The 16382-nt window shown below is 54.8% G+C and carries 13 protein-coding genes; 10 read left to right on the forward strand and 3 right to left on the reverse strand.

Annotated features, from left to right (window positions below):
* Positions 1 to 109 precede the first annotated feature (109 nt).
* The 6 genes from MJ923_RS06765 to purF all read left to right on the forward strand — a co-directional run bounded on the left by MJ923_RS06765 (position 110) and on the right by purF (position 8327).
* Entirely contained in the window at positions 110 to 3181 is a 3072-nt protein-coding gene (locus MJ923_RS06765; RefSeq protein WP_240590445.1) for a FimV/HubP family polar landmark protein, read from the forward strand.
* 116 nt (positions 3182 to 3297) lie between these two features.
* Entirely contained in the window at positions 3298 to 4083 is a 786-nt protein-coding gene (gene truA, locus MJ923_RS06770; protein ID WP_240590446.1) for a tRNA pseudouridine(38-40) synthase TruA, read from the forward strand.
* Positions 4084 to 4126: 43 nt separating this feature from the next.
* A complete protein-coding gene (gene folC / locus MJ923_RS06775) occupies positions 4127 to 5392 on the forward strand; it encodes a bifunctional tetrahydrofolate synthase/dihydrofolate synthase (RefSeq protein ID WP_240590447.1) in 1266 nt (421 codons plus the stop codon).
* 12 nt (positions 5393 to 5404) lie between these two features.
* On the forward strand, positions 5405 to 6118 hold the full coding sequence (gene dedD, locus MJ923_RS06780; protein WP_240590448.1) for a cell division protein DedD: 714 nt from the start codon (positions 5405 to 5407) through the stop codon (positions 6116 to 6118).
* A gap of 163 nt (positions 6119 to 6281) precedes the next feature.
* Positions 6282 to 6770 carry a CvpA family protein gene (locus MJ923_RS06785; protein WP_240590449.1) on the forward strand — a complete coding sequence of 163 codons (489 nt, stop codon included), beginning with the start codon at positions 6282 to 6284 and terminating at the stop codon, positions 6768 to 6770.
* A gap of 42 nt (positions 6771 to 6812) precedes the next feature.
* On the forward strand, positions 6813 to 8327 hold the full coding sequence (purF, locus tag MJ923_RS06790; RefSeq protein WP_126167298.1) for an amidophosphoribosyltransferase: 1515 nt from the start codon (positions 6813 to 6815) through the stop codon (positions 8325 to 8327).
* A 56-nt stretch (positions 8328 to 8383) separates the two neighbouring features.
* Here purF and MJ923_RS06795 read toward each other — a convergent pair whose 3' ends face one another.
* The gene (locus tag MJ923_RS06795) at positions 8384 to 8608 is read right to left on the reverse strand and encodes a hypothetical protein (RefSeq protein ID WP_240590450.1); all 225 of its coding nucleotides are present in this window, start codon (positions 8606 to 8608) and stop codon (positions 8384 to 8386) included.
* 190 nt (positions 8609 to 8798) lie between these two features.
* On the opposite strand from MJ923_RS06795, the gene MJ923_RS06800 reads away from it, so the two are divergent.
* Entirely contained in the window at positions 8799 to 10838 is a 2040-nt protein-coding gene (locus MJ923_RS06800) for a DNA topoisomerase III (RefSeq protein WP_240590451.1), read from the forward strand.
* Between the two features lie 567 nt (positions 10839 to 11405).
* On the opposite strand, the gene MJ923_RS06805 is transcribed toward MJ923_RS06800, so the two are convergent.
* Together MJ923_RS06805 and MJ923_RS06810 are read right to left on the reverse strand one after the other, a co-directional pair.
* Positions 11406 to 11594 (reverse strand): DUF4250 domain-containing protein, encoded by a 189-nt coding sequence (locus tag MJ923_RS06805; protein WP_126167295.1) that lies wholly within the window; start codon positions 11592 to 11594, stop codon positions 11406 to 11408.
* Positions 11595 to 11775: 181 nt separating this feature from the next.
* Positions 11776 to 13065, reverse strand: a complete 1290-nt coding sequence (locus MJ923_RS06810) for an alpha/beta fold hydrolase (protein WP_240590452.1) — start codon at positions 13063 to 13065, stop codon at positions 11776 to 11778.
* Positions 13066 to 13236: 171 nt separating this feature from the next.
* Between MJ923_RS06810 and MJ923_RS06815 the strand changes: the two genes are divergently transcribed.
* The 3 genes from MJ923_RS06815 to MJ923_RS06825 all read left to right on the forward strand — a co-directional run bounded on the left by MJ923_RS06815 (position 13237) and on the right by MJ923_RS06825 (position 16349).
* On the forward strand, positions 13237 to 13881 hold the full coding sequence (locus MJ923_RS06815; protein WP_126167293.1) for an MBL fold metallo-hydrolase: 645 nt from the start codon (positions 13237 to 13239) through the stop codon (positions 13879 to 13881).
* A 137-nt stretch (positions 13882 to 14018) separates the two neighbouring features.
* Positions 14019 to 15758 carry a methyl-accepting chemotaxis protein gene (locus MJ923_RS06820; protein WP_240590453.1) on the forward strand — a complete coding sequence of 580 codons (1740 nt, stop codon included), beginning with the start codon at positions 14019 to 14021 and terminating at the stop codon, positions 15756 to 15758.
* Positions 15759 to 15875: 117 nt separating this feature from the next.
* Positions 15876 to 16349 (forward strand): DUF1097 domain-containing protein, encoded by a 474-nt coding sequence (locus MJ923_RS06825; protein WP_240590454.1) that lies wholly within the window; start codon positions 15876 to 15878, stop codon positions 16347 to 16349.
* The last annotated feature ends 33 nt before the right edge of the window (positions 16350 to 16382 follow it).

The following is a 16382-nucleotide window of genomic DNA, read 5'->3' on the forward strand; positions in this document are numbered from 1 at the left end:
TGAACAGTAGCAGGGCATGGATTTCTGGTTTATAGTAATCTCAATAAATACAATTGCCTAAAGCAAGTCGTCACCGGGCGAACCTTGAGCGCTTGAAAGGGAATAATTGATGAACTTTCGTACCTCCTATCTCGCAGGCATTTTGGCCTCATTAATGGCCGTTGCTGCCATTCCCCTGTTCAGTGAAGTTGAAGCCGCCGAGCCGCTAAAAATAACAGGTCCAGATGGACAAAGCCGCGAAGCCAACCAGCGTCAGTATGGACCCACTACTCCCCAGGACACCTTCTGGAGTATTGCTCAAAAAGTCAGACCCGACAGCAGTGTTAGTGTTTATCAGGTGATGGCAGCCATTTACGATGCCAACCCTCACGCATTCAGCGGCGCCAACTACAACACCCTCGAAAAGGGCATGATCCTGCTTATTCCATCCAGGGAAGTCATGCTGTCTATCCCCAAGAGCATGGCGCAGCAGCGTGCTGAATCCCAGGACAAGGCTTGGCGCACCGGCAAAGTGGAAACCAAACCGGCAACCAAGCCTGCAGCAGTCAAAACCGACACACCAAAAACCGAAACAGTTAAAGCCGAGCCGCCAAAGGCAGAGCCCGCTCCGGTTACCGTGCCTCAGATTGACCCCAAGCTGGTGGAAGAAAATCAGGCGTTATCCTCTGAAATCAGCCGCTTAACCGAAGCTCTTGGCGTTCGCAATAATGATATCGAGGCGCTCACCGCGCAGGTCAATCAACTGACCGAAGAAGTGCAGGGCCTGAATGAATCGCTTGCCCAGCTCAAAGAGCAAAACGAGCAGCTGAAAGCCGAAAACAAAGAACTTAAACAAGCGCAGGCTCTCGCCGAAGTCGAGGCCAATAAGCCCGACGATATGTGGCGCAACCTGATGGATAACCCGCTGCTGCTGGTGCTGGGCGCTGTTATTCCTGCGCTGTTGGTGCTGCTGCTGGTGTGGATGTTCCTGCGCCGACGCTCTAAGGGTGACGCCCCCGCCACCATGACAGAAACCGCAGTGGCCACTGCAGCCACCGCGGCCGTTGCCACTGCTGCCACCGCAGCTGTGATGGCCGATGAGCCAAGCGCCGATGAAATGGCGGTTCATCTGGATTCCGGTGACGAAGATGAATCCCTTGACGCCTTGCTCGACTTGGACAATGTTGACCTCAAGCCTGAAGCTGAATTGGAAGGCGAGGATCTGGTGGTTGAGTCGGCCGAGAGCGATGATTTTGCCGACGATGGCCAGTCACTGGATGACCTGTGGGCCGAAGCCATGGGCGAGCAGTCTGATATCGAAGACGTAATGTCGACCGATCCTGCCGATTTGATGGCTGAGCTGGAAATGCCTGCTGAAACTGCCGACTCGGAAGATCTGGACGCCCTGATGGGTGAGCTGGATGCTGACATCGCCGCCAAAGACGCCTCCAGCGACGATGACCTCGATGCGTTGATGGCGGGTTTTGATAGCCCAGAGCCAGAAGCCGAAGCTGAGGCCTCAACAGAGACTCAGGCGGAAGACGATCTCGATGCCCTGATGGCCGGTTTCGATATGGCGGAGGAAAGTGCAGAAGAAAGTGCAGAAGCTGCTGTTCCTGCTGAGCCTGAAATTGACGCCGATGCCATTGCTGCCGAACTTGAAGCCGAGCTTGGTGCCGATGCCGCCACTGTGGATGCCGAAGAGGATTTGGATGCGTTGCTGGCAGGTTTTGACGCCCCGGCAGAGACAGAAACTGTTACTGAAGCAGCTAAAGACGATTTAAGTGACGCTATCGCAGCAGAGCTGGACACTGAACTCGACGCCGAGGCCGATACCGAAGAAGATTTGGACGCGCTGCTGGCAGGTTTCGACGCCCCGGCAGAGACAGAAATAGCCACTGAAGCTGCTGAAAACGATTTGAGCGATGCCATCGCTGCTGAGCTTGACGCTGAACTCGATGCCGAGGCAGAGACTGAAGAAGACCTGGATGCACTGCTGGCAGGATTCGATGCGCCAGCGCAAACCGAGACAACTTCTGAAACAGTTGCGGAAGACGATTTATCTGACGCCATTGCCGCTGAACTTGATGCTGAGCTAGACGCAGAGACTGAAGACGATTTGGATGCGCTGCTGGCAAGCTTTGATGCGCCGGCAGAAGCCGCTGCTGCGACTGTCCCAGATACTGGCTCAGAGACAGGCACCGACGACCTCAGTGATGCCATTGCCTCCGAGCTCGATTTGGACAGCGAGCTTGATACAGGCAGCGCTGAAGCCGAAGAAGATACCGATCTCGATGCCTTGCTGGCATCTTTCGATGCCCCCGACGAGGTTGCTGGCACCGATGAGGACATTGCCGCCGGTCTTGGCGATGAATTGCCGCTGAGCGATGCAGACGATGATTTGGATTCGCTGCTGGCAGGTTTTGAGTCCGATACTAATGATATTGCAGGCGATATCGCTGCCGATGATGCAGACGATGGATTGTCTGCCGCGGATGTAGCTCTGGCCGGTGCCGCGTTGGCAGGTGCTGGTGCAGCTGTGGCCAAATCGGATAAGTCTGACAGCAAGGCGCCGCTGGAATTTAGCTCGTCAGCCCCTAAAGATCCTGTAGCTGTCTCTGCCAGGGACTCCGGTTTCTTTGACGATCTCAAGGCTAACAAGGGCTCGAACGTACTCGAGTGGGAACCCTCCAAACCCGATGCCGATGCCACAGTTGATGTCAGTGATGACGATCTGCTGTCAGCCTTTGCCGCCCAGGGCGATGATGGTGACGACGAGTTTATGCTGGATGTGGACGAGCAGCACAGCATGACAGTGGATGAAGCCCTGGCGGCACTGGATGCCAGTGAAAAGTCCAAACGGCAGGCCAAGGTGGTCATGGATAACGATTTAAGCAGCTTCCAGAAGGAAAATGGCTTTATCGATATCGACAAGCTGCTCAACGATGCCGATGACAGCGAGCCTGAGCCTTATCGCGAGCTGGACATGGATATCGGCGAGGTGAACAGCCTGATTGGTGATACCGCCATGGTTGACGTGGATGATGAGGAAAACTCAGTCAACGCCAAACTGGATCTGGCCCGTGCCTACATCGAAATTGACGATAAAGACAGCGCCCGAGCGCTGCTAAAAGAAGTGGAAATGGACGGTAATGACCGCCAGAAGGCCGAAGCGGCTGAGCTTCTGGGCGAAATAGGTTAAGCGGATATCAGCAAGTAAGCGGCGCCCTGTGCGCCGCTTTTTTATGCCCGTTTTATACCGGCTTTATGGTAATATCGCCGCGCTTTATCGATTTTGACCGGCAGGATATTTGAAAGATGCGCATTGCTTTGGGGATTGAGTACGACGGCAGCAAATTTTATGGTTGGCAACGCCAGGCCGAGGTGAACTCGGTGCAGGCTGAGCTTGAGCGGGCATTGTCCATCGTTGCCAACGAACCCATCGAGGTACAATGTGCCGGACGTACCGACGCAGGCGTGCATGCCACCGGCCAGGTGGTGCATTTCGACACCAATGCGGTGCGAAAAGAAGGCGCCTGGACCCTGGGGGTAAACGTGCATTTGCCCGACGATATCGCCGTGCGCTGGGCTATGCCAGTGAGCGATGATTTCCACGCCCGTTTTTCTGCTACCGCCCGCCGTTATCGTTACGTGATTTTCAATCACAATTTCCGCCCTGGCATTTTGCGCAAGGGCGTCAGTCACTACCACGGCGATATCGATGTCGAGCGCATGCATGAGGCCGCCCAGGCGCTCTTGGGTGAACGTGACTTTACCAGTTTTCGTGCCATAGGTTGCCAGTCCAACACCCCGTTTCGCAATGTGCACAAGGTGAGCGTCAGCCGCCATGGCATGTATATAGTGGTGGATATTCAGGCCAATGCGTTCCTGCATCATATGGTGCGCAACATTGTTGGCTCCCTGCTGGAGATTGGCCTCGGGAACCAGCCGCTGGATTGGATGGCAACCCTGCTTGAACTCAAAGACAGAAACCAGGCGGCCGCAACGGCCAAACCCCACGGTCTGTATCTGGTGGACGTGACCTACCCGGAAAGCTTTGGCTTGCCAAAGCTTGCGCTGGGGCCACTGTTTATGCCCGACTAATAGGTTTCCGCTTCTCAGCAACTGATACAGGAAAGGAGTCTTGATGACGCAGCACACAGTTTCGGCGCCGCCAAAAGGCGCCTCTCTCAACGACTGGCTCGACTACCTGCTGGCCATTCATCCCAAAGAAATCGATATGGGCCTTGCCCGGGTGAGTGAGGTCGCAAGCCGCCTTCGGGTGAAGTCGCTGCCTGGTACTTTGGTTATCACAGTGGCGGGCACCAATGGCAAAGGCAGCACCTGCGCCATGCTGGAGAACATTCTGCGCGGCGCCGGACTTAAGGTGGGCGTCTACAGCTCGCCCCATATCCTCAAATACAACGAGCGTATTCGCATCGATGGCAAGGACGCAGACGACCAAGCGATCCTGAAGGCGTTTGATGCCATTGAGACCGCCAGAGGCGAGATTTCGCTGACCTTCTTTGAATTTGCCACCCTCACCGGGCTTTTGCTGTTCAAACAGGCCGGGCTTGATGTGGCGATTTTGGAAGTCGGCTTGGGGGGCAGGCTCGATGCCACCAACCTGATTGATGCCGATATTGCGGTGCTCACCTCCATCGATTTGGATCATAAAGAATATCTGGGCGACACCCGCGAATTGGTTGGCCGTGAAAAGGCAGGAATTTTCCGCGCAGCCCGGCCTGCGGTGGTGGGCGAACCAGACCTGCCTGCAACCGTCAATGAAGTGGCCGACAATCTCGGTGCGCACTTGTACCGGGTAGGGCAGGAGTTTTCCTACCAGCGCTCGTCCGATAGCTGGAGCTATAAGGGCAAGTCGCGCTCGCTTAAGCAGATGCCGCTGCCGCAATTGCCGCTGCCCAATGCTGCCACTGTAATTGCCACCATCGAAGCTGTGGGCGAGCGTTTTGAGATCAGTGACCGGCAGTTGGTCGATGGTATTGTGACGGCACGCCTGGCCGGCAGACTTGAGCAAATCAGCGACTCGCCACTGATCATTGCCGATGTGGCCCACAATCCCCATGCGGCCCGTTTTTTAAAGCAGGAGCTGTCGCGCTGGCCCGGCAAGCGGGTACTGGCGCTTTGCGGCATGTTAAAAGACAAAGACTTCGGCGCTGTGCTCAGTGAACTTAACCCTGTTGTGGCTCACTGGTATCTGGTGAGTTTGGGCGGCGAGCGGGGGGCCAGTGCCTCTGCGCTGGCGGCCAGTTTGCCATCCGGCGCGGTATTTGACACATTCGATGAGATAGCGGACGCCAAAGCGGCCATTATCGCGGACGCAGGGGAAACGGATGTGGTAATTGTGTTCGGTTCTTTTTACACTGTATCCGGATTTAAATCATTAGCTTAAAGGGAAGCCGTTTTGTCCAGTCAGTTTCAGAATCGCTTGGTCGGCACCATAGTGCTGGTAGCTCTGGGGGTTATCTTCCTGCCAGACCTGCTTGATGGCAAAAAAGATAAGGTGCAGGAGGAGTTTGCCGAAATTCCGCTGCGGCCGGAATCCCGGGTGGTCAACGCACCGGAAGAAAGTTTTGCCGTTGAGGAGCTGGCACCACTGGATTTGGGCGAAAGCCGTGAAGCCACTGAGCAGGCTGACACCAGCGCAGGGCAGGATGAAAGCCTGAAACAGGTGCAGGCAAATGAGGACAAGCCTCAGACTGCCGCCGCTGAGAATGCAACCAAGCCAGACAGCCGCTCTGAGACAAAAGCAGAGGCCAAAACTGAAGCTAAAGTAGACAGCAAGCCACCGGCTGGCGCAGCTGAAACCAAGCCAGCGCCCAAGCCTGTGGTGAAAGCCGAGCCAAAGTCTGAGCCCAAAGCTGCGCAGCAAGCCGCCTGGACATTGCAGCTCGGTGCGTTCAGCAATGCCGCCAACGTGGATGCCTTGGTGAAAAAGCTGCGCAAAGCCGGATTCAAGGCCTATACGTTGCCTTCCAAACCCGTGGATGGCAGCCTGACCAAGGTGTTTGTGGGGCCGGATGTGTCCCAGGCCAAGGTTGAGCGTCTCAAAGTTGAAGTCAAAGCCCTGACCAAGCTCGACGGCAAGGTCCTGTCTTACAATCCGCTTGAGCAGTAGCGCGCGACTTACGTAGCAACACCACAATTGAGCCGCAGCAACACCACAGTTGAACCGCAGCGAGCCACCCCCTTGGGATTTATTTTGACCTTGGGGGTGAGAAACTGCTCGCGCTCTGGTAGAATCGCGCCGATTCAGAAACCCAACCGGAAAACAGCCTTCCATGGTTTGGATTGATTACGCCATTATTTTTGTCATCGGACTGTCCACCCTTATCAGTCTGATCCGCGGCTTCGCTAAAGAAGCCATGTCCCTGCTGGTGTGGTTCGCCGCCTTTTTTGTCGCCAGCCAATTCTATGAAGATCTCGCCGTTCACCTGACACAGATGCAGGATGAAATGCTCCGTAACGGCGTTGCCATTGCTATTCTTTTTGTGACCACCCTGATTTTGGGCGCCCTGGTGAACTACATCCTCGGGCAGCTGGTGGCTAAGACCGGATTATCGGGTACCGACAGACTATTAGGTCTGTGTTTCGGTGCCCTGCGCGGCGCCTTGATTGTCAGTGCGCTGCTGTTTTTTATGGATGCCTTTACCGGCGCTCCCAACACGGTTTGGTGGAAGGAGTCCAGGCTGGTGCCGGAATTCGGAGTTGTGATCCAGTGGTTCTTCCACTACCTGGAAAACACCTCAAGCTTTGTACCCAAATTATAAAAAATATACACAACAGAACATCTTAAAAGAGGACACTCTCCCATGTGTGGTATCGTCGGAATCGTTGGCCATTCCTCGGTTAATCAGACCATCTATGACGCACTGACAGTGCTGCAACATCGTGGTCAGGATGCAGCCGGAATTGTCACAGTAGACAATGATGCATTCAGGCTCAGAAAGGCTAATGGCCTGGTGCGTGATGTGTTTGAGCCCAAACATATGCAGCGCCTGCAGGGCAACGCCGGTATCGGCCATGTGCGTTATCCCACCGCCGGTAGCTCAAGCTCCTCTGAAGCCCAACCTTTCTATGTAAACTCTCCTTTCGGTATTTCTCTGGCTCACAACGGTAACCTGACCAACACTCAGGAACTGGCTGCCCGCCTGAAGCAGCAACGTCGCCATGTGAACACCACTTCTGACTCAGAAATCCTGTTGAACCTGCTGGCCGATGAGCTGCAGCAGGTGCAGTCTGAGCACCTGAGCGCCGATCAGGTATTTGATGCCGTGGCCAAGGTGCACGCCCAAACCCGCGGCGCTTATGCCGTGACCGCCATGATTGTGAACGAAGGTCTGGTGGCGTTTCGCGACCCCAATGGTATTCGTCCGCTGGTGCTGGGTAAGCATGAAACCGCCAAGGGCACTGAGTATATGGTGGCCTCTGAGAGTGTGGCGCTGGACGCTGTTGGCTTTGAAGTGATGCGCGACGTAGCACCTGGCGAAGCCGTGTATATCACCCTCGATGGTCAGCTGTTTACCCGCCAGTGCGCTGAAACGCCGGTGTATTCGCCCTGTATCTTTGAGTTTGTGTACTTTGCCCGTCCAGACTCCACCATCGACAAGGTCTCTGTTTACGCCAGCCGCGTTAACATGGGCGCCAAGCTCGGTGAGAAAATCAAGAAAGAGTGGTTCGATAACGACATCGACGTGGTGATCCCAATCCCTGAGACTTCCTGCGATATCGCGCTGGAAATCGCCCGGGTGATGGACCTGCCGTATCGTCAGGGGTTCGTGAAGAACCGCTACATCGGCCGTACCTTTATCATGCCCGGTCAGCAGGAGCGTAAGAAGTCGGTTCGCCGTAAACTGAACGCCATCAATGCTGAATTCAAGGGTAAGAATGTACTGCTGGTGGACGACTCCATTGTACGTGGCACCACCTCTGAGCAAATCATCGAAATGGCCCGTGAAGCCGGTGCCAAAAAGGTGTACTTTGCTTCAGCCGCCCCTGAAATCCGTTTCCCCAACGTCTATGGCATCGACATGCCGACCTCGAACGAGCTGATTGCCCATGGCCGTGATGTTGATGAAATCGCCAAGCTGATTGGTGCCGATGGCATCATCTTCCAGGATCTGACCGATCTGGTAGAAGCTGTGCGGATGGAAAACCCGGAAATCAAGCGCTTCGAGACTTCGGTATTCGACGGCGATTACATCACAGGTGATGTGACTCAGGGTTATCTGGATCACCTGACCCAAATGCGCAACGACGATGCCAAGGCCAATCGCAACCGCGATATCGGCACCAATCTCGAGCTGCACAACGTAGGTCACCCTTAAGCCGCAAACGGCCCATTAAAAAACCAGCGCCTGGCGCTGGTTTTTTGTTTGGATCATCAGCTCCAAATGGCAATGGCAAAACAGCCAAGCCAGACCCCAAACAGTCCAGTCAGCGTGAGGCGCCCCGGCGAGCGCACATGCCAGCACTCTTTGCCGATGCAAATAAGTGGAAACAGCACCAGCGGCCAATATTGGGCCGGCAGGCAGATGATGGCAGCGAGCATCAGCAGCGCCGAGCACAGCAGCCACTGGTGAGTAATTACAGACAGTTTGGAATACATCTTGGGTCCAGGCGGTGAGCAGGTGCTGCTATTTTGCAACTTGTTGAGAATCGTTCTCAATAAAATTTACATACAATCGTTATCTTCGGCGTAAATCTACCCATTTGATCAGCGGCATGTTTGCGCCGCAGCGGGATTTTCGCTACATTTACTGTAAATTCATCCAGTGTTTTAAGCCGTCGCATTCGCCATGATCCTGTATATCGCCGAAAAACCCAGTTTGGGCCGTGCCATAGCCGATGTATTACCCAAGCCCCATAAAAAGGGTGATGGCTACATTGAGCTTGGCAATGGCGACTGTGTGACCTGGTGTATTGGTCATCTGCTGGAGCAAGCCGAGCCGGATGCCTATTCTCCTGAGTTTAAACAGTGGCAACTGGCACATTTACCGATCATCCCTGAAGTGTGGCAGCTCACGCCCAGAAGCTCGGCCAAATCCCAGCTGGCGGTGGTAAAACGCCTGATCAAGCAGGCCAGCGGCCTGGTTCATGCCGGCGATCCGGATCGTGAAGGGCAGTTGCTGGTGGATGAAGTGCTATCCCATGCCAAGGTGCCCGTCACCAAACTCGCTGCCACCCAGCGGCTGCTTATCTCCGACCTTAACCCCGACGCTGTGCGCCGGGCGCTTGGGCAGGTGCGCAGCAATAAAGAGTTTGTCCCACTCGCCACCTCGGCACTGGCCCGTAGCCGGGCTGACTGGCTGTATGGCCTGAATATGACCCGTGCTTACACCTTGCAGGGGCGCAAAGTGGGCTACAGCGGTGTGTTATCGGTCGGTCGCGTGCAGACGCCGCTATTGGGATTGGTTGTTCGTCGCGACCAAGAGATTGAGCATTTCACCCCAAAGGATCACTTCGAGGTGTTTGCCCATCTGGTGACGGAAAAAGGCGAGTACTTCAGCGCCAAATGGCAACCCAGCGAGGCCTGCCAGCCCTATATGGATGAAGAGGGCCGGGTGCTCTCCCGTCGCCTTGCCGAAACTGTGGTGACCCGTATTGGCGGTAAGCCAGCGCTCGTTACTGACGTCAGCAATAAAGATAAGAAGCTCGCGCCGCCTTTGCTGTATAGTCTGTCAGCGTTGCAGATTGATTGCGCCAAACGCTTTGGCATGAGTGCAAAAGAGGTACTGGATACGGCCCAGAGCCTGTATGAGCGCCATAAGCTTATCACCTACCCACGCTCTGATAGCCGCCATTTGCCCAAAGAACAACTGCAATTGGTCCCTGACGTCACCGCGGCTGTAATGGCCAATGCGCCGGAACTGACCCAAGGCGTGCCGGAGCCAGACTTGCGGCTGGTATCCAAAGCCTGGGATGATTCCAAGGTGGATGCCCACCATGCGATTGTACCTACCGGCAAGCGCATGGCATTGTCGAGCCTGAGTCAGCGTGAGCGCCAGCTTTATCAGCATATCGCCAGGCAGTATCTGGCACAGTTTTACCCCCACAGGCTGATGTCTGACAGCCAAATCAGCCTCACGATCGACGGCGGCAGTTTTGTTGCCAAAGCCTCGGTAGAGCGCGCCCCCGGCTGGCGGGTGCTGTTTCAGGGCGGCGCCAAAGACCCAGATGAAGCGCCTGATGATGCCAGTCAGAAAACGCCACTGCCAGTACTGAAAAAGGGCGATACCGCCCAATGCCAACATGGGGAATTATTGGCAAAGCAAACCCAGCCGCCGAAATACTTTACCGATGCAACCTTGCTAAGCGCTATGACGGGGATTGCCCGGTATGTCAGTTCGGCAGAGATCAAGAAAATCCTCAAAGACACCGATGGCCTTGGCACAGAAGCCACCCGCGCCGGGATCATTGAGCTGCTGTTTAAACGGGGCTTTTTGGCAAGGCAGGGGAAGAGTATTGTGTCAACGCCCGCCGGGCGAGGCTTGATAGCAAGCCTGCCGGAGGTGGCCACTACCGCGGACATGACGGCGCTGTGGGAGCGTCAGCTAAACGATATTTGCCAGAAGCAGCTTTCCTACCGTGGCTTTATGCAGCCGCTTATCACTGAGCTGCATGGACTCATTCAGGCGGCCGCCTCAACCTTGCCGGTGGCGTTAAGTGGAGTGAAGTCAGATAGCAAGCCATTCAAAAGGACGGCCAAAAAAGGCGCTTATCGCAAAGGCACGCCGCGGCGCACGGCAGCAAAGGGCACATCACCTAAGAGCGCCTCGGCAAAGCCCGGTTCCAGTGCCGGTACCAAGTCATCATCCAAGCGCAGCGCTCCGGCATAAAGCCCCCGAAGTTGAGTGCAATGGTATGAAGCCGTCGAAGTGCCACGGCATTAAGCCATTGCAGCGACGAGCGCCTTTAGAAGGTCAACCCAGCGCTGAGCTTTTGCATACCGTCAATGCAGGTCTAGCCCAAAGCCCCGCAGGGCGTGGCTTACAGCGGCATCTGCGACGTTACCTGCTTTTGAAATCAAAGAGATGCGAAGGACTAGGGCCATTCGCTGCGAACTGTGCCTTGCATCTATGCACTGTAAGCTCACGCAGAGCAAGCAGGGGACTTATTCGCACCTTCCCTAATAGTCTAACCAATAGGAATTGAACTGAGCACGCAAGGCGGCATAGCACTCAAGCTGCGCGGCCGCTTGCTTCGTCGGCAGCTTTCACTCCGACTGGCATCTGAGTCGGCTGGGTGCGAGTCGACGTCTGGTTCAGTCGACTTGCTGTTCACTCAAATAGACGTTCAGTCAAACAGACACTCAGTCAAACAGATGCTTGAGAGAATGGGCATTTGAGCGACTGGGTGTGTAGGTGACTGTGCATTAGGGCTGTTCGAGCCTGGCTTCTTAAGAGTCAGCGGCTGCGATACTGATTGCTGAGCGCGTCGTACTCGAAGCCTTGCAGTTTATTGTCGAGGGTCTGCTCTTCGAGGCCAAGCTCGTACAGCAGAGCCTGCTTGTCAGGGCAGTTGAGGCGCAGCTTTTCGTTCACTATACCCAGCAGAATTTCCGGGCTCAGCTGCTCAGGATTACGAATTTCCATGGCATGTCTCCTCGGTGATCCAGCTGTCAGTATCAGGCAAAAAAAAGAGTAAGCCAAGGTTTGGCTTACTCAACAGGAAAAGCGATAACCAAGATGGTTAACACAAACGCTCAATAGAGGAGGAACTCCACTGAGTGTGCCAATAAGCCCTTAAGTGAGGCTGAAATTGGCCGCTATTTCTTTATCGCAATATCTCTGTTCGATTGAGGGCGATAAGTCTGCTTAAAATCCGCTCACCGTCCATGCGAATACCGTTGTGCTCGTATTCCGATGTGAGCCAGTATTTGAGGTTGGCCACCTTGCGGGCGGTCTCCAGGCTGTAATCCATTTCCACAAACATATCTTCACTGTAGATTGCGGCGGCAACCGGTACCTTGTTTTGGGCGAGCTGGTCGATGTCGTACAACATGGGCCAGTCGTCTTTGGCCGCCAGCAGCTCGGCGCATTCCTTGAGTGGTTTTAGGTTGTCGAAGCAGTCAAACATCCAGGGGTAAATCATCTCGCCGGTGAGCAGCATAGGCGCACCTGAAGGCGCATCAAACTCTGAGTACTCGCAACGAATACGATGGGCGGCCCAGCGTGATGCCTGCTTTTGGCAGTAAATGGCTTCGTGCAGCAGCGAAAACAGTGGATTGGTGTTGTAGTCCAGCATTTGCATAAAGCGTTCGGTGAAAAGCGGATTAATCTTCACCCCTGAAGCTGTGTGCATCAAGGCCTGCTCCAGCAGGTAATACACGCCCTCTGGCCCATCTTCCATCCCCAGATGGATCCCAAGCAGTTGCAACATTTTTGGCTCAAGTCGCTGTCCACCCGGCAGCAGCACTTTTTCCGCCAGCAAGTGCTGGTGCAGCCTTTTAAGCAAGGTAGCGGCATCCGGGAAGCGGCGATGAAACTCAAGGTTTTTCTGCTTAACCCGCTTATATGTGGCCCGGTACACCTCATCGGCGCTTCGGCCAAGTGGCGGGATCCCTCCGGTGATATAGGCTTCTTTCAACCCTTCCGGGGCGGCGGACAGATAGCGCAGTACACAAAAGCCGCCAAAGCTTTGGCCAAGGATAGTCCAGGGTGAGTCCGGGCTCAGTTGTTTACGGATAGCCTCGGCGTCCCGCACTATGTTGTCGGCCCGAAAATGGCTTAAGTAGTCGGCTTGCTCGCTGGCTGACAGGTGCGCGAGGCTGGCGTAATTCACAGGTGTTGACAGCCCAGTGCCCCTTTGGTCGAGCAGCAGCACCCGATACTCCTCCAATGCCCGCTTCATCCAGCCGCTGTGACTCACAGGTCGCTGGGCAGCAAAGCCTGGGCCGCCCTGAAAATACACCAACCATGGCAGGTTGGCGTCTTGCTTGTCTTTACGAACCACGCTGCGGGCAAACACCTTAATATGGCCTTGATCCGGCGCCTTATAATTAAGCGGCAGCTCGAACTCCAGTTTGGTGGCGAGCATCTGGGGCAGGGCGTGATGTGACGGCATGTAAAAGGTCCCTAAATTGGTGGTGTTTGCGGATTGTATACAAAAGTTGTGGGGTCGCAAGGGATGAATGTGCGCAAAAGCCCCACCGAGATCAATTTGCGGCGCTTAAAACTGGCACACAATAGCAAGGATCCCTTATTCTAGCGCCAAAGCAAACCAGAGAATGCGACGATGAAATACCAGATCATTCCAGTGACGCCCTTCCAGCAAAATTGTACCCTCATTTGGTGTGAAAGCACCCGAAAAGCCGCCGTGGTTGACCCGGGCGGAAATCTCGAACGGATTTATGAGGCGTTGGAAAAACAAGGGGTTCAACTGGAAAAGATCCTGTTAACCCATGGGCACATTGACCATGTGGGCGGCGCAGCCAAATTGGCAAAAGAAACCGGTGTGGCCATTGAGGGCCCCCATATTGACGATGCTTTTTGGCTTGAGAATCTGCCGCGCCAGAGCCAGAACTTCGGCTTTGCCCATTGCGATGCGTTTGAGCCTGGTCGTTACCTCGCCGAGGGCGAGCGGGTTTCTGTGGGCGAATCTTTGCTGGAGGTGTTGCATTGTCCAGGGCACACGCCGGGGCACATTGTATTTTTTGATGCCGAGGCAAAGCTGGCTTTGGTTGGCGATGTGCTGTTTCGCGGCTCTATCGGCCGCACCGATTTCCCAGGCTCGGACCACCAGGCACTTATCCAATCGATTACCACCAAACTTTGGCCTCTTGGCCAGGATGTGGAGTTCATTCCTGGCCATGGTCCCATGTCGACCTTTGCCGAAGAGCGCACCCACAACCCCTTCGTCGCCGATCAACTGCTGGGATAAAATCTGTTGCACGGCGAGAGCTTGGCTCTCGCCACTCCTGCCGTTAGCCGTATTCTAAGCGGTTAAAAAATATGCGCGTTTGTCACAATTTCCTCCTACACTGAAAGCTGACACTAGAGTGGAATCTCGAGGGAATCATGAACGCGAAGAAGATGATGAGCCTGGTATTTGGTGCCATTGGGTTAACTGCCGTTATCACAGGGATACTGACTGCCATGGTGGACAGCCGTATCGACCGGCTGAATGACGCCGCACGGGTGCGCTATCTTTCCTATCAATTGGCCGACGAACTTCGGCAAAGTTCCGACGATCTGACCCGGCTTGCCCGTACTTACGCCATTACCGGCGATGAAAAGTACGAGCGCATGTATCTGGACATCCTCGCGATCCGCAATGGCGAAAAGCCCCGCCCCGAAAATTATCATCAAATCTATTGGGATTTGGTGCTCAATTACGGAGAAAAGCCCAAGCCTGACGGCAAGTTGCAGGCCATCAAATCCATGATGAAGGAGCTTGGCTTTTCCGATGAAGAGTTTGGCTACCTCGATGAAGCCCAGCGCAATTCAGATGCACTTGTAGGCCTTGAAGTGCGTGCCATGAACGCGGTTAAGGGGCTCTTTATTGACCCGAACAGCAAAAATTACACGGTGCAGGGCGAGCCCGATATGGCGCTGGCGCGGGAGCTTTTGCACAGCAATCAATACCATGCTGAAAAAGCGAAAATCATGGCCCCCATCGATAAGTTCTTTACCGCCCTTGACCGTCGTACCGGGGTCGAGTTTGAGTCTCAGTTAAGCAATCTGCATGCGGCCCTGATTTGGGCTCAAAGCGCGCTGGTGCTGATGATCCTGGTGGCCCTGGGGGGCTTCTATCTGGTTAAATCCAATATCGTCAGCCCTCTGGTCAAAACCTGCCGTCAGCTGGGTTCAATTCAAAAGGCCAAGGATCTGAGCCAGCGTATTTCGGTTAATGCCCAAGGGGAAATTGCTGAAATTGAAGCGCAAATCAACAGTTTCATTACCTCGCTCTCGGGGTCGCTGCAAAGCACAGACGCTATTGCCCGCGAAGTGGCAGAGCTGACCAACCAAACCCGGACGGCAGTACGTCAGTCGAGGGAGAATACCGATTCGGTCGCCCATGAGCTGGATACCAGTGCCAGCGCCATGGAGGAGATGACCGCCACCTTAAGTCATGTGAGTGAAAATACCCAGGACGCCGAAAGCCGCGCCGCTGAAAACGAAACCCACGTGACCCTCGGGCAGGAGACAGTGCATCAGGCCATGAAGGCCATGGATATTCTGGAAAGTGAGTTCAGTAACACCCAAAACGCCATGCAGCATCTGGTGAATGAAAGCTCGCAGGTGAGTAATGTGCTTGGGGTCATCAAGGCCATTGCCGAGCAGACCAACCTGCTGGCGCTGAATGCAGCCATTGAGGCTGCCCGTGCAGGCGAGCAGGGCCGAGGCTTTGCGGTGGTGGCCGATGAAGTACGCTCATTGGCGCAGCGCACCCAGGATTCCACCAAAGAAATTGACGATATTGTTGCCAGCTTACAAAGCCGTACCAGTCAGGTCAGTGGCTCAGTGACTCAGGCCGCGGGGATGATGCAAAAAGCCGGTGATGAGCTGAAACGTATCGTGTCTGTGTTTGAGGACATACGCCAAAGTACCGCTGCAATCCACGGCGTGAACACTCAGGTGGCCACATCAACCGAAGAGCAATCGCTTGTTTCCCGGGACATTGCCAACAGTCTGATGGTGATCCGTGATTCCTCCATGACGGTGAAACAGATCATCGATACCCTGGAAACAACTTGTTCTGAGCTGGATGGCAAAGCCAACAAGCTCAGAGAGCAAGCCGCCGAATACCGCTATTGATGTCATTCTCTGACCTGGTCTTAAAAAAGAATCACACTTTTTTGGGCCAGGTCAGCTTTTTGTAATTCACTTTCACTTATTGTTTGCCCCATAACATAAAGATAACGGGGTCAACACATGTACGAACGATTGCCTGTGGCACTCGCTGCCGGGCTATTAGCGGCGCTCTGGGTGCTGCTTTCCAGCCATTTCTCTTTGGTTACCTGGGTCGGCTTTATAGGTTGCAGTGCCTATTTCGCTCAGGGCAACCTCAGTCTCAGCGGCCTGGGTTCTACCCTGGCAACTACCTTGTCCGGGGTCTTCTGGGCCTGGCTTATCATCTATGGTGCTGACAAGCTCGATGTGGGAGCCGGCGCCGCCATCCTCACAGGTATTGTTACCGGCGCCATGTGCCTGCAGGCCCATAAACGCTTGCTTGCCTTTATTCCGGGTACCTTCCTGGGTTGCTGCTCGCTGTTTGCGTTAAATGGTGACTGGCAAGCTGCCGTACCCGCATTGGTGCTTGGCGCGCTGATGGGGCTGGGGATGAGCTGTCTGACAGGTCTGTTCAGCCGTTTGTTGCCGATGCCGCAACTCTCTGAAACCGAGTGATGTGCTAAACATGATGCACCTGGCGGTCGCCAT

It is taken from the genome of Shewanella zhuhaiensis (assembly GCF_022484835.1).
GTDB classification, from domain to species: Bacteria; Pseudomonadota; Gammaproteobacteria; order Enterobacterales; family Shewanellaceae; genus Shewanella; species Shewanella khirikhana.